Source organism: Actinophytocola sp., from assembly GCF_036002505.1.
In the GTDB taxonomy this organism is placed as follows: Bacteria; Actinomycetota; Actinomycetes; order Mycobacteriales; family Pseudonocardiaceae; genus DASYTH01.
This window is the reverse complement of record NZ_DASYTH010000466.1, coordinates 1-21,673: the sequence shown is the minus strand read 5'-3', so window position 1 is coordinate 21,673 and position 21,673 is coordinate 1. Positions and strand designations below refer to the sequence as shown.

The window sequence follows — 21,673 nt, the reverse complement described above, 5'->3', positions numbered from 1 at the left end:
GAGTTTTCGTCGCCGCGGTGGACGCACCTATTACGGTTACGGGTGCTTCACGCGGGGTGATGGCGTTCCTGGCCCCTAACGGCTGACCGCCGAAAAACGACAGAACTTCTGGAGAGGATACCTATCTCAGTGACTGTCTCAGAATTGGGCGTGACCGCGGAACGATATGACGACGCGTATCTGCCCGGCCGGTTCGTGCCATCTGTTCGGCCCTTTCTCGACGAGTACGCGCGGCGCTCGGCGTGGGCGCGCCGCGAGCTCGTGTGGCGGCCGGTGTGCTACGGGCCCGATCCGGGCGAGCGGCTGCACGTGTTTCCCGCGCCGGCACCGGGTGCGCCGCTCGTGGTGTTCGTGCATGGCGGGTACTGGCAGGAGCTCAGCGAGCTGGAGTCGTCGTTCGCCGCGCGCGACGTGCTCGCGGCTGGTGCGGCGTACGCGGCGGTGGGGTATGGCCTCGCGCCCCGGCTGCGGCTCGGCGAGATTGTCACGCAGGTGCGTCGGGCAGTGTTGTCGTTGTGCCGCGATGCGTCCACGTTGAACGCCGACCCGGAGCGGGTCGTACTCGTCGGTCATTCGGCCGGTGCGCAGCTGGTGTGCATGTCGTTGGTTGGTCCCTTGCCCGACCATCTGACGCCACGGGACCTCGCCTGTGCTGTGGTGCTGATCAGCGGGTTGTATGAGCTGGCGCCGCTGCGCCGCTCGTCGATTGGTGCCGCGATCGAACTCACGGCCGCGGACGTGGCGGCGTACAGCCCGGTGCGGCACCTGCACGGCGGGTTGCCGCCGCTGCTGCTCGCGCGGGCCGCGGACGAGCCCGCAGGATTCGGCTACCAGCAGCGCCGGCTGGCCGAGGCCGCGGTCCGGGTCGGCGTGCCGGTCACCGAGCTGGTCGTCGGCGGGCACAACCACTTCGATCTCCCGCTCGGCCTGGCCGACCCGACCGACCCCCTCGGCCGCGCGGTGCTCGAGCTGGTCAGGCCGCTCGTTCCGTTGTCTGAGAAAGGAATCGCGTGATGCGCAACGTTCTGGTCACCGGAGGGTCGAGCGGGATCGGCCGGGCGTGCGTCGCCAGGTTCGCCACCGGCGGGGACCGGGTGTGGTTCACCTACCGGTCCGGCCGCGAGCGGGCCGAACGGATCGTCGCCGAGCTGGCCGACAGCGGGGCCGAGGTCGAGGCGTTCGAGTTCGACCAGGGTGACCTGGCCAGCCACCGGCAGCTGGTCGCCCGATTGCCCGCACCGGTGGACGTCCTGGTGAACAACGCCGCAGTCGGCTCGAGCACGGTCGAGCGGTACATCGACGGCGGGGACATGGCGTGCACGGCGGCGTTCCTGCAGATCAACAGCGTCGGCCCGCTGTGGCTGACCAGCCAGGTGCTGCCGGACATGCTCGACCGCGGCTACGGCAAGATCATCAATGTGGCGAGCGTCGGCGGCGGGATCGCCGTATTCCCCGGTTTCCACGTCGCCGACGGCATGAGCAAGGCGGCGCTGGCGTATCTCACCCGGCATCTCGCGGCGGAGCTCGTCCACGAGCCGGTGGACGTGTTCGCGGTGTGTCCCGGCGCGGTGCAGACCGCGATGCTCGAGGCCAGCACGCTCGACGGGCTTTCCCCGCCGCAGCGCCATGATCTCGAGTCGCGACTGCCCGGTGGGCGGCTGCTGCAGCCGCACGAGGTGGCCGCGGTGGTGTACTGGCTCGCCAGCCCCGACGCCGCACTACTGCACGGTGCGGTGATCGACGCGTCCATGGGGCTGGGGGTGCATCCGGGACTACTCACCCAGCGCGAGCGGGTGACACCGTCGGCGGTCGGGAGCGCAGCCTGATGGTCTCGCGGACCGCCGCGCGGCTGACCGCGAACACCCCGGCGATCGCCACCGCCCACTTCCGCGCCGAGGCCGACCCGTACGACCCGGCCACCAATCCCGGCGGCTACGTCAACCTCGGCACCGCCGAGAGCCGGCTCACCTGGGACCTGCTCGCGCCCCGGTTGACCCACGCGCTCTCGTCCAGCGATGTCCACTATGGACCTCTGCACGGGACGGACGGGTTGCGGACCGCGATCGCCGCGTTGCTCGCCGGGACCTGGCGGCGGCCGGTCGACCCGGACGACCTGGTCGTGGTCAGCGGCGCCACCGCCGCACTGGACATCGCGGCCACGGCGCTGTGCGATCCGGGCGAAGTGATCGTGGTGCCGGCGCCCTACTACTCGGCATTCGAGGTCGACCTGGCCGGACGGTCCGGGGCGCGCCTGGTTCCCGCGCCAATGTCCGACACGCTCGATCCGTCCGTTGTGGACGATGTGCTGACCCGGCTGCGCCGCGACGGAGCCACCGTCCGGGCGGTCGCGATCACGTCGCCATCCAACCCGCAGGGCCACGTGTACGGCGCTCCGGTCCTGCGCGAGCTGTTGCGGGTGGCACGCAGGCACGACGTCGACGTGATCGCCGACGAGATCTACACGCACTCGGTGTTCAGCCCATCCCCGTTCGTCAGCGTGCGCGACCCAATGCTCGGCGGCGCCGACCGGGCACACGTGATCTGGGGCTTCGCCAAGGACTTCGGCCTGTCCGGGCTCAAGGTCGGCGTGCTGCACACCACCGACCCACAGGTGCGCGCCGCAGCCCGAGCGCTCGCGTACTTCGCACCCACCTCCACCGACACCCAGGCGCTGCTGCGCGACCTACTCGCCGACACCGCGTGGGTGCGCGGATTTCTCGCCGAAAGCGCCGCGCGGCTGGCCGCCTCGCACCGCGCCACCGCCGGTCTGCTCGACTCCAGCGGCATCCGGTACCAGGCACCCGCCGCGGGCTTCTCGTTCTGGATCGACCTGCGAGACCGGCTCACCCGCACGGACTTCGCCGCCGAGCACGAGCTGTACGAACGGATCCTCGACCGCGCGAGGGTCAACATCCTGCCCGGCGGCGCGTTCGCCGCACCCGAACCCGGCTGGTTCCGGCTCTGCCACGCCGTCGACGCGGCGCTGGTACACGAAGGGATCACGCGGCTGGCGGCCGTGCTCACACCCGCCGGGAGGCACGGATGAGCCCGTTCGGCCGCTGGTACGACAACGCCGGCGTGCGATCCGGCCCGCGCCGGCGCTTCCACGACGAAACCGACGACGGGAAGGTGTTCTTCCCCGAGCGGCTGGTGCCCTACCTTGACCACGAGGCGCTCACGTCGCTCTCACCGCAGCGGCGCCGTGAGCTGACCGTGCGCCACCTCTACCAGTTCCTGCTGTCCACCGCACACCTGGAAACCCGAATCGTCAACCGGGCAGCCGAGCTGATCGCCAACGGCCGGTCCGGGCTCGACCTACCCATATCGTCCAAAGTGGACGCGTTCAAGGTGTACTGCGACGAAGGCTATCACTCGCTGTACAGCCTCGATCTCGCCGACCAGATCGCCAGACAGACCGGCATCGCCGTACCGGACTGGAACTACGGCGGATTCGTCGACGCACTGGCCGAAGCCGGCACACGGCTGCTGCCGCACAGTCCGAACCTGGTACCACTGCTGCAGGTCGTCGTATTCGAGACCCTGATCACCGCCGTGCTCAACGAAATCCCCATCGACCCCACCGTGCTCACCGTGGTGCGCGACATCACCCGCGACCACGCCAAGGACGAAGGCCGCCACCACCGCTACTTCGCCAAGCTGTTCCACCAGCTGTGGCACCAGCTCGACCCGTCACTGCGCGGCCCGGTCGCGCACACGCTGCCCGAACTGATCACCGCATGCCTCACCTGGGACATCGAACCCGTGCACGAATCCCTTGTCCTCGCCGGCATCGACACCAGCGTCGCCCGCGACGTGGTGCACGACAGCTACAGCGGCAGCGCCGGCCGCGAGCGCCTGTCGGACATCTGCCGCGCGACCATGCGGGTGTACCAGTCGGCCGGCGTGTTCGACGTGCCCGGCGCAACCGAAGCGTTCACCAACCGCGGCCTGCCACCGCAGGCATGACGTCCCCGGCCGGCCCGAACTCGCCCTGGAATACCTGCGCCGCGTGGCCGACACCCTCTCCGGCCACGAGGGCTGGCCGTCACACACGTGAGTGACGAGCCGAGAGTGGTTTCGGCGGTCAACTGAGAGCGACCGAGCGGTGGCTGGGATCGCGCAGCGACGCGGATCTGTCTCCACGGCTGTTTCAAGATCGTTAGGCGGTTTTGCTGTTGATGATGGGACTGTAGGGACGCCAGGTACTCCAGCGGCTCCGAAGTCGTGCGACGAAGGACGCCTTTGTCACGCTGAGCGTGACGAAGGACGCCTTCGCCGCACTTACTCCACAGTAGACACTTGGTTGTCGCAGGGGTTCCAGCACCACCGGCACGCCATCGGCCTTGGGTAACACCGCCTGACCCGCCGCTCAAGCGATCTTGAAACGGCCCTGGGTCTGTCTCCACCGCACTCTCAAAATCAGGCACGCGGTCCCTGTTGGCAGGTTTCCCAACCCCGTGGTAGCCACGCAACACGAGTCCGCGAGGTACGCATCCGACGCCCGCACCGCTGGAGTCCAGCGTGGTCGACGACGCGGTGTACCGGGATGGGCGCCGGGTGAGTCACCGGGCACGCTCGCCGACGCGTTCCAGCACTTCGCGTGCGTGGAACGGCATGCCATTTGACGAGCAGACGCTGCGCCTCGACAGGTGTTGGGTCCGGCGACCCATCCCGCCAGCTTCCGACCCTTCTCAGCCCTTACCGTCCACGTCTACCCACCGAGCAACGGATCGGAAACCGCCCGTTGGCGAGGAAGTCGGCGCATTCTGCCGGCCGAGCATGTAGGTTGAAGAGGTCAAGTGCCCCGGCCCCCGGCGTGACATCAGCCGATTGAGGGGCTCGCTATGGCATGTTGATGTTACCGGGATCGCGGAACACGATCAGATGACGCTTGACGCAGTTGTGCACGCTGCCCGGCGGGTTGTTACCGCAGCGAAAGGCGAGTTACCGATCGATCGGCTCCGCGTGCACGCGACATGGCGCCATTGTCTATTGAGGATCTTCACCTAACTGAAGACAACGACACGTGGGCACCTCTCCCACTTGGTCCTGATAGGACGGCTCGATGACCGTTGGCGGTGGCGGGCGGATTCGCCGCGCAGGGGACTCAGATCGGCCCGTCCCACAAAGTGCCGCGGGCGAGGACTCCTTCGCCGTAGAGCTGGAAAAGTGCTGCGCGGGTCGGAGAGGCCTTCGATGAGGGCATCGTGGTCGTACGTTCGAGATCTCGACGAGTACCCGGAAGGTCTGCGCCGGATGTGGATTCTGGCCATGGCGGTGTTGGCCGTCCTGGTCGGGTCGTACGAGGCGCAGATCGCACCGGTTGTCCCGCTGCTGCTCGCCGACCTTGATATCGACCTGACGACCTACGGCTCGGTGTCGGCCGTTGCCGCGGTCTCGGGTGCGATCGCTGCCGCGATCGGCGGCCGGCTCACCGATCACCTGGGCCGGGTGCGGCTGCTGGTGCCGCTGATGCTGCTCACCGCACTGTGCTGCCTGGCCATGACGCTGGTTCACTCCGCACGCGACTTGCTGATCGTCCGGGTGGTGCTGGCTTTCGTTGACGGCATGGCCTTGGCGAGCACCGCCCCGCTAGTCCGGGACTTCTCTCCCCGGCTGGGCCGGGCTCAGGCATTCGGGTTCTGGACCTGGGGGCCGGTCGGGGCCAGCCTGCTCGCAGCCGGGCTGGCCGCCGCGACTTTGCCGGCCTTCCACGATTCGTGGCGATCGCAGTTCGTCATCATGGCCGTGGTCTCGCTGGTCCTGTCGGTCGTGATCGCCACCAACATCGCCGACCTGTCGCCACAACTGCGGGCGCGGATCCGCCAGACCGAGCGGACGGTGGTGGGGACGGTCGACGCGACCCGACGGGCGCGCGGACGTGACCTCCTGTCGCAGCCGCGACTGTGGGCGCACGCGGTGGGGATCTCGCTGTGGCTGGTCTTGTATCTGACGCTCGCGATGTATGGACCGGCGATGCTGGTGGACAGCTTCGGGGTAAGCACTGCCAAGGCATCGGCGATCATGTCCGCGTTTTGGGTATTCGATCTGGTCGTGCTGATCGCCGCCGGTCGTGTCTCCGACCGGTTGCAGCTGCGCAAGCCCTTCGCGCTCGGCGGCACGCTCGCCGCGGGTCTCGTGGCCGGCTACCTCGCCGTCCTCATGGGACGTTCGTCGGTGTCCGCCGGATTGCTGATGCTGACCGGGGCGTTGCTCGGCGCCGCACTCGCAGTGGCGTTCGGCCCGTGGATGGCGAACTACTCGGAGGATGCCGAGGATGTGGACCCGCGGCTGCAGGGCACCGCCTGGGGGATTTTCGGTTTCGCCAGCAGAGCCATGGCCGTGCTCGTGCTGCTGGTGGTACCGCCGGCGGTGGCGGCCACCAGCTGGCAGACCTGGTTATTGATCTCGCTGGTGTGCCTGCTGCTGTTCGTGCCGGCCGTGTTCCTGTTCGGCGGACGCTGGCGACGTGGCCCTGGCTAACGCCGTGCTTGCCGGAGCAGGATCGCAGTGGCCGGGTCGGGAGGGGCCGCGAGGTGTCGCAGCGATGCCAGGACGCGGCGCCGCGCCGCCGCGATGTGCCCCGGGTCGCGGCCCCTGAGCGCGGCGGCGAGCGCGAGCCGGTGCGCGCGGGTGTCGAAGGGTTCCAGCGCCAGGGCGCGGTCGGCCAGCCGCCCGGCCTCCGCCGCGGCATCCGCCACGAGGCGCAGCTCGCCGAGACTCAGCAGGTTGTCGACGTGTCGCGTGTGGACCTTGCCGATCTCGATCGCCAGGTTCGGATCGGACAGGTTCCGCAGGTCGGGCAGTGGATCGCCGTGCCACAGGGCGATCGCGTCGGCGAGCAGGTCCGCGGCGCGGTCGATGTCACCTTCGCCGCGTGCCAGGTCGACGCGGGCCGCCAGCTCGTTGAAGGTCCACAGGTCCACGGACAGCGAGTCGGAGGCGACGAGCCGGATCGTGTCGCCATCGGTGCGCAGGTGAAAGCTCGCGTCGCCGCCGCAGCGGTGGGGTTCGAGCAACCGGCGAAGGTAAGTCAGCGTGACCCGCATGTTCCTGGCCGCCTTCGCCGGATCCAGCCCTGGCCAGAGCAGCTCGATCGCCTGATCCCGGACCAGCACCGGGCGCAGCGCCAGCGCGCTCAGCAACTGACGCACCCGTCCCCGCCGAAGCTCCGGCGCGGCGACCGGGACGCCGTCGCGGGTCAACCGCATGGCTCCCATGACCTCGACGCGGGTCCGGTGCGCGGGAGGCGCCGGGAGCACGGCCAGCAGCTGCGCCGCCCCCGCCGCCACGGCAGGCTCGGCCGCCCGCGCCGCCTCGCGGAACTGCCGGTGAACCGCCGGCCCGACCGTGTCGGCCAGCCACCGCCCAAGCTCAAGCCCGCCAGGGTGATCGGTGGCCGCGAGCCGGGCCGCCAGCTCCACCGACCACGGCAGCGGCAGGAAGCACAGTGCATGCGGGGGGACCACGGCCATCGCGGCCGTCGGATCGCCCGCGCGCGCCCGGAGCAGGGCACGTGCGACCGCCCGGGCCGCGAGGTGAGAGGGGCCCAGGTCTACACCGTCCCAGTGCGCGCGTAGCCGATCGCTCAGGACATAACCGAGAGCGAGAGCCCGCCGCAGGTGCCGTTCGGCCAACCGGACCTCGACCGGCCACCTGACCAGGTGGCGGGCGTAGGCCTCCCGGGCGGCGGGCTCGTCGCCGCGGGCCACGGCGACCGCGGCCTGAGCGGCGCAGGCCAGGAAAGCGTCCCGAGGGTTGTCGTGGCCGGCCGGGTCGCCGCAGGGCAGCAAAGGAAACGACAGTGCCTCACCGGACGAGGACGCGATCATCGCCGCCAATGCCGTATCCACGAAGGCGTCGCGCGCCGTCGCCGCGGCCGGGCCGGCCTTCGGCGGTGGTTGCCCGACCAATGCCGCCACACGTTCCGACCCACGCATTCGACTCAGGCCCGATGGGTCACCGTCGAACCAGCGCGCCACGGCGCCGGCGAGCCGGACGAGCTCGTCGCCGGCCTCGCCAAGGGCCTGGTCGGCCAACTCCGCCGCCTCCCGGCTCCGTCCGCACATGTTGAGACAGTGGAAGTGAAACCGCCACGTGGACAAGGCCAGCGCAGGAGATACCTCGAGCACGGGGGCCTGGACAAGGTGGGCAAGCGCGGCCTCCGGGTCGCCGCCCATCTCGGCGAGCATCGCGGCGGCGTTGTGCCGCAGCAGCCTGAGCATGGGTGACGTCGGGGCGTCGAGCCGGTCGCACCAGTCAGCCACCGCGGCCAGCCGGACAAGGTCGGCCCGGCAGTGCGCCGTGATCATCGCCTGCCCCAGGGCGGCGGTGGCGCCGGCCTCGTGGTGGCGGGCGAGCATGCCGTACCACGCCTTGTCGAGCAGGGGGTCGATACGCGGATCGGTGAAGTCGTTGGCCTGCATCACGGTGGCCCGCAACAGCACGAACGCCGGTTCGTCGGTCAACGGCGGCGGGATGGCGCCGAGCCACCGCTCGGCGATGGCGCGGGGCAGCGCCGTCAGCGAGGTGTGGACGAGGTCGACGGCGAGATCAGCGAGCAGGCGCCAGTCCTGCGCCTGGAAGGCCAAGCGTCCGGCCCGCGCCAGGTCTCCGCGTGCCGCCAGGGTGGCGACGGCGCGTTCCCGCAGGACCTGCATCTCCTCCGCCGTCATCGTCTGCGAGACCGCGTCCGTCCACAGATCGTGCGCGCGGAACCGGCCGTCGTCCAGCACACCGACCAGGGGGATCCGGCGGGCGAGGTCGTCGAGCGCGACGGGCCCGCCGGTGACCGCCGAGACCTCGGCGGCGGTGGCGCTGCCCAGCGCGGCCAGCGCGGCGAGAGCTCGCCGCTGCGGACACCGCAACCGGCCGAGGATCTCCTCACGGGCGTACTGCCACGGCGCCGACGGCCCGGCCGCGAACGCCAACCGGACCAGCGCCGGCCAACCCTGCAGGGCCGCGGCCGCCGAGGCGTCCCGCCCGAGCCGGCGGGCCAAGGCCGTCACCTCGACATCGGTGAAGGCCAGATCCTCACCGCTGATTCTGATCACCTCGCCGGCCGCCTCGCGGCGGGCGAGCGGCAACTCCGGTGCCTCCCGCCCGGACAGCACGAGATGCGCGGTCGCCGGCAGCGCCATCGCGATCTCACCGAGAAGCGCGGCCCCGGCCGAGCCCACCGGGATCTCGTGCACATCGTCGAGCAGCAGGCACACTTCCAGCGGCGCCCGGCGGATCAACGCGTCGACGACGTCACGCGCCCCTGGCTCGGCCCGGCACCCGCGCCCGCGGGACGGGCCGCACCCCGCCAACACGGCAGCGAGCAGCGTCCGCGCGAGATGGATCGGATCCTCGTGGCCCGCCTCGCAGGTCACCCAGGCGTCGATCCCGCGAGGCGCCAGCAGATGCGCCCGCACCGCCTGGGCAAGCACCGTCGTCTTGCCGAATCCCGGGCCGGCGACCACCAGCGTGACCGGCCGCTCCCAGCGTTTCTCCAGGCGCGCAACGAGCCTCGGTCGCGGCACCTCGACGTCGAGCGGACGCGGCAAACCTGCCGACCCAGCCAGGAAAGTGAACGCGGCGCCTGACTCAGCCGTGGCCACCCGGCCGGGCGCGCGGGGTTCCAGCGCCAGGCCAATCGCCGTCGTCGCGTCCACACGTACAGGAGCAGTGGCCAACGACCCAGATACACGGCGCGCGCACCTTCTATCCACAGTGGACTGCGTAGTTCCACGTACCGACAACGGAAGCACGTCCGGCGCGCGGCCGATCCCCGCGGACCACCTCAGGCGGCCGCGGGGATCGCGATGGTCGATCAGCAGTTGATCAGAATCTCTACGTGCAGTTGACCAGGACCTCTATGGTCGCCGTGCAGAAATCGTTGCCGGCCGGAGGTCCGCCGTTGCCGACGTCCCACCCTGGCCCGCCGTCATGAACGTCGTTGCCGTCGTTGCCGCGCACCACGTCGTCGTCGGCGCCACCGGCCAGGGTGTCGTTGCCGAATCCGCCGTTGAGCGTGTCGTTTCCACCCTCGCCGTCGGCCCAGTCGTTGTCCTCGTTGCCCTCGATGTTGTCCTCGCCATCGCCGCCGTACAGCTGGTCCACGCCGGTGCCACCGGCCAGGCTGTCGGCGCCGGCGCCACCGGTCAGCACGTCGTCATCTTCGTTTCCGTCGACGGTGTCGGCGCCGGCGCCGCCGTCCACGTCGTCCCCGCAGAGGTTGCCGGACAGGGTGTCGTCACCGGCCTCACCGTCGATAGTGTCGGCACCGGGGCCACCGAAGACGACGTCGTTGCCGTCACCACCCACGATGACGTCGTTGCCGCCAAGGCCGAAGATGGTGTCGTTGTCGCCAAGACCGACGATGAGGTCATTGTCCGGCGTCCCGACGAGGAAGTTGGCGAACTGGTCGCCGACGATGACCGCTCCATTTACTGCCCAATCGCACGGGTCGACGTCGGCCTGGGCCACTGACCCGCTGAAAGCCGCCAGTCCGATGGCGGCCAGTCCGGCGGCTGCCGCCATCGCGATGGTTCTCGATGCACTCAATGTGTTCCCTTTCGGGTTGTTGTCGGGCTCCGCGTAACGCGATTCCCTGCCGCCGAGCGGCGACACACACAGACTCCGGAACTGGCGTTGCCCGAACGCTAACCAGACTCGACCAGCCGGCCGGCGAGACCGGTCGCGCATCAGCCCTGTTCGGCGACCGGGCCGGGGTCTACGCTGACGGGCACCGCCCCGGACCTTGGCGACGCACGCGTCGCGTCGGCGACGCGCCAAGGAGGTGCCGCAGACCTGGCATTGTCGGTTCAGCGCAGACGACTCCCGTATCAATCTGGAGTGGACTGTCCACAAGGGATTTGCGTCGCGCTGCCTAGCCGGAACCGGCTCCTCTCAGCAGCAAGGAGAGAGCTCATGAAGGCGATCGTCCAGGACAGCTACGGTTCGACGGATGTTCTCCAGCTCCGGGACATCGACACGCCGGAGATAGCCGACAACGAGGTGCTGGTACGCGTGCACGCGGCTGGCGTGGACCGGGGCGTGTGGCATCTCATGACCGGGCTGGCCTACCCCATCCGCCTCGCGGGCTACGGACTCCGCGCGCCCAAGACCCCCGTTCCCGGCATGGACCTGGCCGGGGTCGTGGCGGCGGTCGGCAAGGATGTGACCAGGTTCGAACCGGGTGACGAGGTGTTCGGCATCGGCAAGGGCACCTACGCCCAGTACGCCCGCGCCCTTGAGAGCAAGCTGGCACCCAAGCCGGCGAACCTCACCTTCGACCAGGCGGCAGTGGTCGCCATCTCCGGCCTGACCGCCCTGCAGGGCCTGCGCGACAGCGGGTCGGTCCGGCCCGGCCAGCACGTGTTGATCATCGGCGCCTCCGGAGGTGTGGGAACCTACGCGGTGCAGCTGGCCAAGGCTTTCGGCGCTCAGGTCACCGCCGTGTGCAGCACCACCAAGGTCGACCTGGTCCGGTCCCTGGGTGCCGACCATGTCATCGACTACACCCAGGAAGACTTCGCCACCGGGCAGCGACGCTACGACGTGATCCTCGACATCGGCGGAAACGCGTCGTTGTCACGCCTGCGGCGGACCCTCACTCCCAAGGGGACGCTCGTCATCGCCGGCGGCGAAACCGGCGGCCGGTGGGTCGGCGGCTACGACCGCCAACTCCGGGCGCTGCTGCTGTCCCCCTTCGTCGGTCAGAAGCTGCGCTCCCTGCTCAGCTCGGAGAACCACCAGGACCTGCTCATCCTCACCGAGCTGATCGAATCCGGGAAGGTCACCCCGGTCATCGACAGGAGCTACCCGCTTGCCGACGCCCCGCAGGCCATCCAGTACCTGACGGAAGGACATGCCCGCGGAAAGATCCTCATCACCGTCTGACCCGCCCTGGGAGCGTGGGGTCGGTGAACCGGTTGTGGTTGACCCGACCGAGGCTTCATCACCTCAAGATCGAAGCCGAAGCCCGGGCGGGCACGTCGGCTTCCTGACCGGCGGTTGCCGCACCATCCATATTGGAACGCTTGTTCAGTCCAAGCGAAATGCTGCGGGTCCGGCGGGGTAGCCTGGGCAGGTCTCCGCCGTTCCGGACCTCGACGGCTCGCCATCCCAGTGCACCCAGTTAGGCAATATTGCCGTCGATACCGGCTCGATTACCCGCTGACACGTCTGGAGACGTGCCGGGCTCAGCGACATCGGCTCGGGCGACCGCTGATCTGCCCCCTGGCGTGGTCCTTGCGGCCCTGACCGGTGATCCGGTCGCGGTGAGCAGGCTGTTCGGCTGGATCCGGCCGGTGGTGGTCCGCTACTGCCGGGCCCGCATCACCCCGCGGTCCGGGCACGGTGGCGCCGACGATGTCGCGCAGGACATCTGTCTCGCGGTCCTGCACGGCCTGCCGACCTTTGTCGGCGAACCGCACGAGGTTCTGCGTTGGGTGTACGGCATCGCCGCGCACAAGGTCATCGACTACTACCGGCGCGGCGGCCGCGACAAGTCCGACCCGACCGAGGACGCACCCAGCCGGGCGGACCCGAACGCGGGTCCCGAGGAGTTGGCGATGCGGGGTGAGCAGCGCGCCCAGGTGCAGGCGCTGCTGGCCATCCTCACCCCGGCCCAGCGGGAGGTCCTGACGCTGCGCATCGTCGTCGGGCTGTCGTCCATCGACACCGCCGCCATCACCGGCATGAGCGCGAGCGCGGTCCGGGTGACCCAACACCGGGCGTTGAACCGTCTCCGCCGCCACCTCCAGTCATCCGGCGTGGTAGATCCGGAAGTCCAGCAGGTGGCCGCCATCGTCAAGCAGCTCCACCCGCACCCGCCTGCCGGAGGAGACGCCTAACTCCGCGGCGCCGCGCTCACATCCAGGGGTCAGGCGGAAGGCGAGGGTGTGCTCCTCCAGCAGGAGGCTGCTGTCGTCCGCTGCCCGGATGCACAACCTGCGCCGCACTAGCTGGCCGTTCCCTGCTGGGGCTTGATGTGTCGGGCCTGCTGTGCTGTGTGGTGCAGGATGGCGTCGAGGTCGGCGGTGCCCTCGGCGACCGTTCGGGCCAGGTCGGACAGGCGCAGGTTGCGTGCGCGGGCATGGCTGCGCAGCGCGGTGAAGGAATGGTGCATGTCCGTGCCGCTGTGGGCTGACAGCACACCCTTCGCCTGCTCTATCACCACGCGGGAATTCAACGCGGTATGGAGCTGCTCGGCCAGGATCACGCCATCGTGGATGGCGCGTTGCTGCAGCATGCCGATGGTGGCCACGTCGGCCAGCGCCTGGCCCAGGTGCACGCTTGCCTCGCCGACCCCGTCGGCGTGGGTGTCGAGCAGGTTCACCGCTCCGATCACGGTACCGCGCAGCCGCATCGGTACCGCGTGCGTTGCCTGGAAGCCGGCCGCGCGGGCGGCCGGGGCGAACCGGGGCCACCGCGCGTCCTCGGTGGCCAGGTCAGCACTGGATACCGGTTGGCCGGTGCGCACACAGTCCGGGCATGGCCCGTCATCGGCCTGGATGGCGAACAACTCCACCAGCCGAGCCTGTTCGGAGGAGGCGGCGGCCATCCGCAGCCCGCCCTTCTGATCGGAGAGCACCACTCCGGCCGCGGCGACGTCCAGCAGCTCCACACACCGTTCGACGAGCATGCTCAGAAAATCCAGCACGTCGAAGTCATCGACCAGCGTGTCCGCCAACTCGACGAACACCTGCGCCAGCCGCTGCTCGTGTTGGCCGTTCATCCGTGTTCACTTCCCACTCTGCTGCCCCGTCCCGGCGCCGTGCGTGGCTGACTCATTGTCCCGCGTCCAGCGACAGCTGGCGGTTCACAATCTGCGCGGCCACCACACCGATCGGCAGATCGTGGGCGTAGGCGTGGGCGCGTATCCGCAACAACGCCGCCTCCATGGTGATCTTCAGCTGGTACATGACCATTCCGCACGCCTGGTGCACCTCGGCATGGACATCGCTGATCCAGCCCAGGTCGTCCGGGGCGTGGCCGGCCACCGCGGCGAGTACCGCGGCGAACGCCGCCTCGGCCAGCACGAGCGCGTCGCTGACCTGGTCGGGACTCAGTTGGCCGGGCGTGGTGCGGTAGCAATCCAGCGATCCCAGCCGGATCGCACCCAGGACCAGCGGGAAGGCGAACATCGCCGCCGCTCCCACGGCCAACGCGCCGGCGGTGAACGCCGGCCACCGTGCCTGAGCGGCAGCCAGCGCCGGCACCAGCACCGGGGCGTCAGAGGTGGCCGCGGCCAGGCCCGGGCCCTCGCCCACGGTCAGCTGCAGGTCCTCCAACCGGGTAGCCACCGGGTCACTGGCCCACGCCAACAGCTGCCCACCGGCACCGTCGGGCCGCCGGATCAGCGTCACCCCGGCGCCGGTGACCGCCAGCTCCGACACGGCCAGCGCACAGATCCTGGCCAGTGCCGATGATCCAGAGTCCCCGTCAACCGTCAGCAGCGACCGCAACCGCTGCCGTCGGTCCTCCATCGCGAACCCACCATCCTGAGCACGAAATGCGGAACTATAACCGGCCGCCCGACAGATGGTCAGTCGTGGCTCAGATTTGGTGGATGGTGGCCTTCGGGTGCTGCCAGGTCGAGGTCGGCCATGCGGAGGCGGAACACCTGCAGGTCGATGTCGAAGTATTTCGTGGTCTCGCCGACCCAGTGCATGCCGTTGTGCCGGACGGTGGTCGCGGCGCGGGCGTTGCCGGGCCGCACCACCGCGAAGATCTCCTGGACGTCCTGACTGAACGCCCAGGTGGCCAGGGCGTAGGTGGCCTCGCTCGCATAGCCGTTGCCCCAGCAGTCCGGATGCAGCTGCCAGCCGATCTCCAGATCCTCGTTGCCGGGCGGCAGAGGCAGCAGGAGCGCGCCGCCGACCACCCGACCGTCGGCGTTGCGCTCGATCGCCCACCGGCCGGCTGGAGCCGCCAGCCGAGCGTCCTCAGCGATCCACTGCTGCAGCAGCAGGCGCATCGCTGCCAGGTCCGGAACCCGGTCCATGTCGGGGCTCAACCAGCGAGTCACCTCGGCGTGCCCGAAGACGTCCACTGCGGACTGCGCGTCGTCGACCCGCCAAGGGCGCAGGGTCAGCCGCTCCGTGGCCAGAGCCGGGGTCGTAGAAATCATCGAGGTCACGTGAGTGCTCCGGTCTCCGGTCCGGAAGCGACCGGCAATTATTGTCGAGGATGCAGCCGGCTCTACCGCCGGCATGCGAAATGCCTTCGACAACACCGATTATAGCCTACCGCCGGAACGACGCACGGCTGACTCCGAGTCCAAATCGGAGCCAGCCGTGACGGTGGTTAGTCGATTTTCTTACTCACACCTCCCGGTGAACGAGCATCTCGGATGATTGATCTCGATATTGCCCGCGTGTGGTCAGGGCGATGGTGTCGGTTGGCCGGTCGCCGTCCGCGGTCGGTCTCCGCTGAGGGCGTTGGTGAGGAACTGGATGGCTTGGGCGGTGGCGCCTTTGGCGGCGTCGCTGCCGGCCATGGCGTCGACCATCACGAAGTCATGGATCGTAGCTCGATAGCGCCGCGACGTGACGGGGACACCGGCGGTGCGCAACTTGTTGGCATAGGCCTCACCCTCGTCGCGCAGGACATCCGCCTCGGCGGTGATAACCAGCGCCGGGGGTAGTCCGGCGAGCTGCTCGGTGGTCGCTCGGAGCGGGGAGGCGGTGATCTCACCACGCTGGGATTCGGTGCTGTACTGGTCCCAGAACCAGATCATCGCGTCCCGACGCAAGTGGTAGCCCTCGGCGAACTGGCGGTAGGAGCCGGTGTCGAAGGCCGCGTTGGTGACCGGGTAGAACAGCACCTGCGCGGCAAAGGTCGGGCCGGAACGCTGCTTGGCCAGCAGGGTGAGCGCGATGGCGATGTTGCCACCGACCGAGTCACCCGCCACGGCCAGGTGCGCCGCGTCCAGACCGTGCTCGGCGCCGCTGCGCGCTATCCACGAGGCGACGGCGTAGCACTCCTCGAGGGCCGAGGGGTACCGGGCCTCCGGGGATCGCCGGTAGCCGGGGAAGACCACCGCGGCGCCGACACCGGTGGCCAGCTCACGGATCAGCCGGTCGTGGGTGATGGTGTCGCCGAACACCCAGCCGGCGCCGTGGATGAACAGCACCACCGGCAGCGGACGGTTCGTACCGACCGGCTTGACGATGCGGACCGCAACGTCACCGTGGGGTCCGCCCTGGACAGTCAGGTCGGTGATCTCCGCATCAGGCCTGCTGACCGAGCCCGACTGCACCTCGTCGAGGGCCGCCCGACCCTGCACGGGGCCGAGCTCGAACAGGTACGGCGGGGAGCCGTTGGCATCGGCGAACGCCTGAGCGGACGGCTCGAGAACGACGGATCTGCTGAATGGTGACGCCATGGAGATTCCTTTCGCTGGAATAGGTGGGTGGATGCGAGTCGACAGCTCACGACGAGCCGATCGCGGTAATGGGATCACGCCGGAACCGAACCTGTGCAAATAGGTAATGCGGTCATGATAATTCGTCCTCAGCCTTAACGGCGGGCGCGTTTGTATGAGTGTCGCCGCAGCGATTACGGCTTTTCAGTAGCGAGGTACGTCCACACGAGATGACGTCAGATAATGATCACGGCACTCTGCCGGGCGTACTAGCCACGCTTGTAGCTGCGACCGTCACCGGCGATATCGGAAAAGATGTGCGGGCCCGACAACATGGCCGGTGCTCCTGTCCCCGGTCGCCTGGCGACCGATGTGGGGTGCTCCGAGGACGGCGCCAACTCGACTGCCAACGCACGATCTGCTCTCGGTACCACGTACCGTACACCCTCGGTCTCGCCGCCAGCACTCGGGTGCGAAACCGCCGCTGGGCCACCTGTTCGAGACTGATGCCTTCGTCGTGGCGCTGAGCGCGTCGTCGGCGAGTAGGCTGAGAAGCATCCGGACACGATGACATTCCCGTTTTCGAGGTGCCAGCCACGCCGGCAAAATCCAAAGAAAACGGGGCCTCTCATGTCCTTCCGTCACCCGCACACCGCTCCGAATACGGAGCACTCACCAGAATCCACCTCGCCCGCACCATCGGACACCGGCACACCGGCAGCCGCCACACGGGCCGTACTCCGGACCCGCACCGGCATGGCCTGGGTCAGTGTCTGCGCTGCCGCCCTCGTCGCCGTCGCACTGGTCATCGTCGCGGTGCAGAACACCCGCAGCGTGGAGGTCTCCTTCCTGTGGATGACCACTGGCACCCCACTCGCCCTGGCACTGCTGATCGGCACGATCGGCGGGATCCTGCTGACGCTGGTGCTCGGTACAGCGCGCATCACCCAACTCCGCCGCCAGGTCCGCGGACCCAAAAGGTGACCTCATCCCGTTCATGTACACATAGGACAAGCAGAGATCGGATCCGTTGTCCCGGCAACCGAGGTGACCCCGGACGTCTCCGGCCACGCCGCGGGCGGTGCGGCCACCGCGAAGTGTGTGGTGTGCCCCAACCCAGACAAGGACACCCGATGACCAACGACAGCAAGTACGTCTCGCTGTACGACCCCCGAGGGGTCACGATGGTCCAGAGCGGGTCGGCGACATGAGCATCCGGGTGATCGTCGCCGACGACCAGGAAATCGTCCGCACCGGCCTCACGATGATCCTTAACGCCCAACCCGACGTCCACGTCATCGGCGAGGCGGCCAACGGGCAGCGAGCCGTCGAACTCGCCCGGCGACTACGCCCCGACGTGTGTCTGTTCGACATCCGCATGCCCGGCATCGACGGCATCGAAGCCACCCGTCGTCTTGCTGGACCGACCGTCGACGACCCCCTCGCCATCGTCGTCATCACCACCTTCGACCTCGACGATTACGTCTACGCCGCCCTCCGCGCCGGCGCCCGGGGTTTCCTGCTCAAAGACGCCGGCCCAGACCTTCTCTCCCAGGCCGTCCACGCCGCCGCCAACGGCGACGCACTCATCGCCCCGAGCATCACCGCACGACTGCTCGACGCCTTCGCAGACGCCGGGCCCACCGCACCACCCAAGCAACCCATCGAGGCGCTCACGGATCGAGAAGAGCAGATCCTCGCCGCCGTGGCAGGCGGGCGTGCCAACAGCGAGATCGCCGGCGAATTCTATATCACGCTCAGCACCGTTAAGACCCACATCGCCAGCCTGATGGCCAAGCTCGGCGCCCGTAACCGCGTCGAGATCGCCATGTGGGCCTACGAGACCAACCGCGTCAAAAAAGGATTCAGGCGCGGTAATTCTCCCAAACGGTAACCGAACCCCGCACGGCGATGCGTCGGATGAGGCTCGGCTCTCAAGTAATGGTCGGGTTCCGCCGCCGCCGGATGTTTCGGCGGCGGCACGAACTCGACCGCAGCAGCCCCCACTCGAAGACCCACACGACGCCTCACCGCCAAAAGTACGATCCTGTCCTGGACTATCGGCCAACTCAGCTCAGGCCCATGTTCCGATGAGCTGCCACCACCCGGTCGTCACGATCGTGTCATGACAACTATCGGCGAGTCACAGCGCACGGCGGCAAGAGTCGCAGGATTCGTGTTCCTCCTCCTGATGGCGGCCGCATTCTTTTCCCAGGCTTATGTCCCCTCCCGCCTCATCGTTGACGGCGATGCCGCGGCGACGGCACGCAACATCATGGCGTCAGCCCAACTGTTCCGTATCAGCATCGCCAGCGACATCCTTATCTTCGCGTGCGACATAGTATTGGCCGTAGCCCTCTACGTGCTGCTCAGACAGGTGAGTCCGGGCCTTGCCCTGCTCGCGATGCTCTGGCGGGCGGCGCAGGCCACCATCATGGTTATGAACACGCTCAATTTTCTCGCGGCATCATTGATCTTGAATGGTCCCGGCGACCTGCGGGCACTCAGCACAGACCAAAACCAGGCTCTGGCGAGCACATATATCGGCGCGCACACCGCGGGTTTCAATATCGGGCTCATATTCCTTGGACTCGGATCCGCCGTCTTCAGCTATGTGTTGTTGAAGTCGAACTATGTTCCCAAGGCACTGGCCGCCTGGGGCGTATTCGCGAATCTTGTGCTGGCGACGCTCACCCTTGCGATCATCATTTTCCCCGGCGCCGAAAATATCGCGGTGGTTGCATTGGGTCGTTACGTTCCCGTTTTCTTCTTCGAAGTGATCACGGGCCTGTGGCTTCTGATCAAGGGAGTAAGGGTGCCCGCCACGGCCGAGCCCGCCAACGCACATGGTTGAGCCCGCCCACCGGGCCGCTGACCTGCGCAATGGGAACCTGACACCGTCGAAACGAGGCAGCGCGTATGGATCGACCTCCCGTACGATCAGGGCCGTTTCAAGATCGTTTTGAGTAGCGGCTCAGGCGGCGGTACCAGGGCTGATGGCGTGCCGGTGGTGCTGGAACCCCCGCAGCAACCGAGTGTCCACTGTGGAGTGAGTGCGACGAATGCGTCCTTCCTCACGCTCAGCGTGAGGAAGGCGTCATTCGCCGCACGACTTCGGAGCCACTGGAGTACCTGGCGTCACCACAGTCCCATCAGCAACAGGGCGTTCCCCTGGTTCGCGGTCCTCTACCGCTTCCGTCCTTGATCTCCGCCGCTACGCCGCCAGCGACACGGGGCAGCACAGCGGGCACAACCGCGCTGATGACGGATGCGGTCACCGCGACCACCCCCGGCATGCAGGGAGGTGATTATGAGGGTTCGAACACGAGTGCGTCAGATGAGTCAGGTATGCCACATGGGGGTGTCCGAGGACGGACTTGCACACTAACCACACGCGTCAGCTTGAGGTAGACCATGGGATCTGCAGCGTCTGTAATTTCTGGGCGAAGCCTGACGGCGCGATAGTGCGGCGGCGATGCGGCCCGGTCGTGACATCGGTCAGAACAGGGTCGCGGGCTCGACCGGTTCCGGGTCGGGCAGCGCGTCGAGGCCGGGTACCAGCGCTCGCACGTGGTCGTGGAACCGGCGGGCGAGCGCCGGCGTGTCGTCGTTGTCGGGGGTGTGCACGAAGACCGTTGGCGATCGGCCCTCGCGCAGCCAGCCGGCGACCACCGCTGTCCACGGCCGCCATCCCTCGACCGTCTCCTCGACCGAGTCCCGGCCCAGGTAGCGGACGATCGGCTGGTCGGTCAGCGCCCGCGTCCGCCGCGGCAGCCGCGGTTTCTTGGCCCAGGCGTCCTGCGCGGCCTGGCTGGTCGGCGGGCTCTGGAAGAAGACCGTGGTGTCGAACGGCACCCATTCGGCGTCCGCGCCGGTGAGCGTGCCCTCCAGCAGCGAGGTCGAGCGGGCGTCGGTGAAGAACCCGGGGTGGCGCACCTCCACGGCGCGTCGGCGGTCGGCGGGGAGCCGGCGCAGGAAGCGGCCGAGGGCGTCGACGTCCGAAGGGCCGAACGAGCCGGGCAACTGGGTCCACAGGACCGCCCGTTGGCCGAGGGGTTCGATCGCGTCCAGGAACGCCCGCATCTCGGCCTCGACACCGGCGAACCGGCGCTCGTGCGTGACAACCTTGGGCAGCTTGACCACGAACCGGAAGCCGGGGTCGGTCTGCTGCGCCCAGGTCGCGACGGTGTTTCGGGCGGGGATCGCGTAGAAGGTGGTGTTGCCCTCGACCGCGTTGCACCAGCCGGCGTAGGCCCGCAGGCGTTCCTTGGCCGGCAGCGACTGCGGCAGGAACCGCCCGGGCCACGCCTGATGGGTCCACATCGCGCAGCCGACATGAAGACGTGCCATTCCGCCCAGCTCCCGTCGGTCGTGAGTGAAAATTACTACCCGGGCAGCAGTTTCCACTCACGACCCCAAGAGCCGCACCGCCGGCAGCAGCGCCGCGGGCACGCAGTCGAGAGCGAGGACCACCGCCCAGATCCACGATCGAGAAAGACCCGGATACCGTGGCTGCTGCATATGGACGGGCACTTCGGCAACATGCGCACCGACGGGGAGCGGACCGATCTCAGCGACTTTGGGCTGGCGATACCGCACTTCGACCTGTCGGCCGCCGAGCTCGACTTCGCCGAACGCAACGTCGTGCACGCTAACCACACGCTTCAGCATCTAAGGGAATTCCGGTTCATCAACCGGACCAGGAAACTTCCTGGATATGCGCGTCAAAAGGGGGACTCGAACACGTGTTCCACGGAATTTCCTGGAATCCAGGAAATTTCATGGTCATGAGCCCTATCGGTGGGGTTCTGGGGTGTCAGGTCCGCCATGGGTCGCGCCACGCCGGGGGAGTGTGCCGGTGGAATGGTGATCGGGTCGGCTTGATGCGTTGGCGGTGGGTGGCGGGGTGAGGGAGCATGGCAGGGTGAGCGGCGGTGCTGGTCGGGTGGCGCGTCCTGGCTGGGTGCGGGACGTGCAGGTGCCGCGCGACCTCGACGAGCTGCAGGGCGCGTTGGAGGGCGCCGTGGGTCTGCCAGCGCGGCTGTTCTGGTCGGGTCCCAACCCACGGGCGGTGCGCTGGGACCTGTCCGACCCGTCTCGTCGACGGGATCTGTACGAGATCGTGCTGGTGGAAGGCACGTTGGACGACGTGCGTGGGCTGGTGAACGGGCCGGAGTTGGTCCGGCTGTGGGATGAGATGTTCCTACCGCCGTGGGTACGCGCGGCGTGGCGCGCATTGATCGACTCGGCGCGGCCGGCAGCATAGGCGGCATGCCGCTGGATCCGCTGCAGGACCGGATCGCCCGCATCGCCGGG

The 21,673-nt window shown here is 68.5% G+C and carries 19 protein-coding genes; 11 read left to right on the top strand and 8 right to left on the bottom strand.

Translation table 11 applies throughout. The features are described 5' to 3' along the window. The first annotated feature begins 150 nt into the window (after positions 1–150). The 5 genes from VGR06_RS41015 (at position 151) to VGR06_RS40995 (ending at position 6,483) form a co-directional block, all read left to right on the top strand. Entirely contained in the window at positions 151–1,014 is an 864-nt protein-coding gene (locus VGR06_RS41015) for an alpha/beta hydrolase (RefSeq protein WP_327564651.1), read from the top strand. Continuing rightward, on the top strand, positions 1,014–1,826 hold the full coding sequence (locus VGR06_RS41010) for an SDR family NAD(P)-dependent oxidoreductase (protein WP_327564650.1): 813 nt from the start codon (positions 1,014–1,016) through the stop codon (positions 1,824–1,826). The genes VGR06_RS41015 and VGR06_RS41010 overlap by 1 nt, the downstream gene beginning before the upstream one ends. Then, positions 1,826–3,046 carry an aminotransferase class I/II-fold pyridoxal phosphate-dependent enzyme gene (locus tag VGR06_RS41005; RefSeq protein WP_327564649.1) on the top strand — a complete coding sequence of 407 codons (1,221 nt, stop codon included), beginning with the start codon at positions 1,826–1,828 and terminating at the stop codon, positions 3,044–3,046. The genes VGR06_RS41010 and VGR06_RS41005 overlap by 1 nt, the downstream gene beginning before the upstream one ends. Beyond that, positions 3,043–3,966: a diiron oxygenase gene (locus VGR06_RS41000; protein ID WP_327564648.1), complete on the top strand. Its 924-nt coding sequence runs from the start codon at positions 3,043–3,045 to the stop codon at positions 3,964–3,966. Before VGR06_RS41005 ends, VGR06_RS41000 begins: the two co-directional genes overlap by 4 nt. Before the next feature lie 1,230 nt (positions 3,967–5,196). Continuing rightward, on the top strand, positions 5,197–6,483 hold the full coding sequence (locus VGR06_RS40995) for an MFS transporter (protein ID WP_327564647.1): 1,287 nt from the start codon (positions 5,197–5,199) through the stop codon (positions 6,481–6,483). Here the strand turns inward: VGR06_RS40995 and VGR06_RS40990 are convergent. Together VGR06_RS40990 and VGR06_RS40985 are read right to left on the bottom strand one after the other, a co-directional pair. Next, on the bottom strand, positions 6,480–9,656 hold the full coding sequence (locus tag VGR06_RS40990) for a BTAD domain-containing putative transcriptional regulator (RefSeq protein ID WP_327564646.1): 3,177 nt from the start codon (positions 9,654–9,656) through the stop codon (positions 6,480–6,482). The two genes, VGR06_RS40995 and VGR06_RS40990, sit on opposite strands and share 4 nt — an antisense overlap. A gap of 178 nt (positions 9,657–9,834) precedes the next feature. After that, complete coding sequence (locus VGR06_RS40985; protein WP_327564645.1) at positions 9,835–10,524, bottom strand: calcium-binding protein; 690 nt, start codon at positions 10,522–10,524, stop codon at positions 9,835–9,837. Positions 10,525–10,914: 390 nt separating this feature from the next. Here VGR06_RS40985 and VGR06_RS40980 point away from each other — a divergent pair, with 390 nt between their 5' ends. After that, on the top strand, positions 10,915–11,886 hold the full coding sequence (locus VGR06_RS40980) for an NAD(P)-dependent alcohol dehydrogenase (RefSeq protein ID WP_327564644.1): 972 nt from the start codon (positions 10,915–10,917) through the stop codon (positions 11,884–11,886). 380 nt (positions 11,887–12,266) lie between these two features. Further along, the gene (locus VGR06_RS40975; protein ID WP_327564643.1) at positions 12,267–12,842 is read left to right on the top strand and encodes a sigma-70 family RNA polymerase sigma factor; all 576 of its coding nucleotides are present in this window, start codon (positions 12,267–12,269) and stop codon (positions 12,840–12,842) included. Positions 12,843–12,949: 107 nt separating this feature from the next. On the opposite strand, the gene VGR06_RS40970 is transcribed toward VGR06_RS40975, so the two are convergent. The 4 genes from VGR06_RS40970 to VGR06_RS40955 all read right to left on the bottom strand — a co-directional run bounded on the left by VGR06_RS40970 (position 12,950) and on the right by VGR06_RS40955 (position 16,378). After that, entirely contained in the window at positions 12,950–13,726 is a 777-nt protein-coding gene (locus tag VGR06_RS40970) for a GAF and ANTAR domain-containing protein (protein WP_327564642.1), read from the bottom strand. 52 nt (positions 13,727–13,778) lie between these two features. Beyond that, on the bottom strand, positions 13,779–14,477 hold the full coding sequence (locus VGR06_RS40965; protein WP_327564641.1) for an ANTAR domain-containing protein: 699 nt from the start codon (positions 14,475–14,477) through the stop codon (positions 13,779–13,781). A gap of 59 nt (positions 14,478–14,536) precedes the next feature. Beyond that, complete coding sequence (locus tag VGR06_RS40960) at positions 14,537–15,121, bottom strand: GNAT family N-acetyltransferase (protein ID WP_327564640.1); 585 nt, start codon at positions 15,119–15,121, stop codon at positions 14,537–14,539. A gap of 252 nt (positions 15,122–15,373) precedes the next feature. Continuing rightward, complete coding sequence (locus tag VGR06_RS40955; protein ID WP_327564639.1) at positions 15,374–16,378, bottom strand: alpha/beta hydrolase; 1,005 nt, start codon at positions 16,376–16,378, stop codon at positions 15,374–15,376. A gap of 735 nt (positions 16,379–17,113) precedes the next feature. Here VGR06_RS40955 and VGR06_RS40950 point away from each other — a divergent pair. From VGR06_RS40950 to VGR06_RS40940, 3 genes are all read left to right on the top strand, one after another. After that, entirely contained in the window at positions 17,114–17,341 is a 228-nt protein-coding gene (locus VGR06_RS40950) for a lipopolysaccharide assembly protein LapA domain-containing protein (RefSeq protein WP_327564638.1), read from the top strand. Between the two features lie 223 nt (positions 17,342–17,564). Continuing rightward, positions 17,565–18,251, top strand: a complete 687-nt coding sequence (locus VGR06_RS40945; protein WP_327564637.1) for a response regulator transcription factor — start codon at positions 17,565–17,567, stop codon at positions 18,249–18,251. Positions 18,252–18,482: 231 nt separating this feature from the next. After that, positions 18,483–19,211: a DUF4386 domain-containing protein gene (locus VGR06_RS40940; RefSeq protein ID WP_327564636.1), complete on the top strand. Its 729-nt coding sequence runs from the start codon at positions 18,483–18,485 to the stop codon at positions 19,209–19,211. Between the two features lie 644 nt (positions 19,212–19,855). Here VGR06_RS40940 and VGR06_RS40935 read toward each other — a convergent pair. Both VGR06_RS40935 and VGR06_RS40930 read right to left on the bottom strand, forming a co-directional pair. Continuing rightward, positions 19,856–20,680 carry a DUF72 domain-containing protein gene (locus tag VGR06_RS40935; protein WP_327564665.1) on the bottom strand — a complete coding sequence of 275 codons (825 nt, stop codon included), beginning with the start codon at positions 20,678–20,680 and terminating at the stop codon, positions 19,856–19,858. A gap of 84 nt (positions 20,681–20,764) precedes the next feature. Then, positions 20,765–21,028, bottom strand: coding sequence for a hypothetical protein (locus tag VGR06_RS40930; protein ID WP_327564635.1), 264 nt, complete (start codon positions 21,026–21,028; stop codon positions 20,765–20,767). 253 nt (positions 21,029–21,281) lie between these two features. Here VGR06_RS40930 and VGR06_RS40925 point away from each other — a divergent pair, with 253 nt between their 5' ends. Further along, the gene (locus tag VGR06_RS40925; RefSeq protein WP_327564634.1) at positions 21,282–21,623 is read left to right on the top strand and encodes a hypothetical protein; all 342 of its coding nucleotides are present in this window, start codon (positions 21,282–21,284) and stop codon (positions 21,621–21,623) included. Positions 21,624–21,673 lie beyond the last annotated feature (50 nt).

Excerpts from the sequence above, each read along its gene's own strand:
- VGR06_RS40945 (WP_327564637.1), top strand. The coding sequence starts at position 17,565 with ATGAGCATCCGGGTGATCGTCGCCGACGACCAGGAAATCGTCCGCACC.
- VGR06_RS40965 (WP_327564641.1), bottom strand. The coding sequence starts at position 14,477 with ATGGAGGACCGACGGCAGCGGTTGCGGTCGCTGCTGACGGTTGACGGG.
- VGR06_RS40955 (WP_327564639.1), bottom strand. The coding sequence starts at position 16,378 with ATGGCGTCACCATTCAGCAGATCCGTCGTTCTCGAGCCGTCCGCTCAG.
- VGR06_RS40935 (WP_327564665.1), bottom strand. The coding sequence starts at position 20,680 with ATGTGGACCCATCAGGCGTGGCCCGGGCGGTTCCTGCCGCAGTCGCTG.
- VGR06_RS40985 (WP_327564645.1), bottom strand. The coding sequence starts at position 10,524 with ATGGCGGCAGCCGCCGGACTGGCCGCCATCGGACTGGCGGCTTTCAGC.
- VGR06_RS40930 (WP_327564635.1), bottom strand. The coding sequence starts at position 21,028 with ATGCTGAAGCGTGTGGTTAGCGTGCACGACGTTGCGTTCGGCGAAGTC.
- VGR06_RS40970 (WP_327564642.1), bottom strand. The coding sequence starts at position 13,726 with ATGAACGGCCAACACGAGCAGCGGCTGGCGCAGGTGTTCGTCGAGTTG.
- VGR06_RS40940 (WP_327564636.1), top strand. The coding sequence starts at position 18,483 with ATGACAACTATCGGCGAGTCACAGCGCACGGCGGCAAGAGTCGCAGGA.
- VGR06_RS40980 (WP_327564644.1), top strand. The coding sequence starts at position 10,915 with ATGAAGGCGATCGTCCAGGACAGCTACGGTTCGACGGATGTTCTCCAG.
- VGR06_RS41005 (WP_327564649.1), top strand. The coding sequence starts at position 1,826 with ATGGTCTCGCGGACCGCCGCGCGGCTGACCGCGAACACCCCGGCGATC.
- VGR06_RS40950 (WP_327564638.1), top strand. The coding sequence starts at position 17,114 with ATGGCCTGGGTCAGTGTCTGCGCTGCCGCCCTCGTCGCCGTCGCACTG.
- VGR06_RS40995 (WP_327564647.1), top strand. The coding sequence starts at position 5,197 with ATGAGGGCATCGTGGTCGTACGTTCGAGATCTCGACGAGTACCCGGAA.
- VGR06_RS41010 (WP_327564650.1), top strand. The coding sequence starts at position 1,014 with ATGCGCAACGTTCTGGTCACCGGAGGGTCGAGCGGGATCGGCCGGGCG.
- VGR06_RS40960 (WP_327564640.1), bottom strand. The coding sequence starts at position 15,121 with ATGATTTCTACGACCCCGGCTCTGGCCACGGAGCGGCTGACCCTGCGC.
- VGR06_RS41000 (WP_327564648.1), top strand. The coding sequence starts at position 3,043 with ATGAGCCCGTTCGGCCGCTGGTACGACAACGCCGGCGTGCGATCCGGC.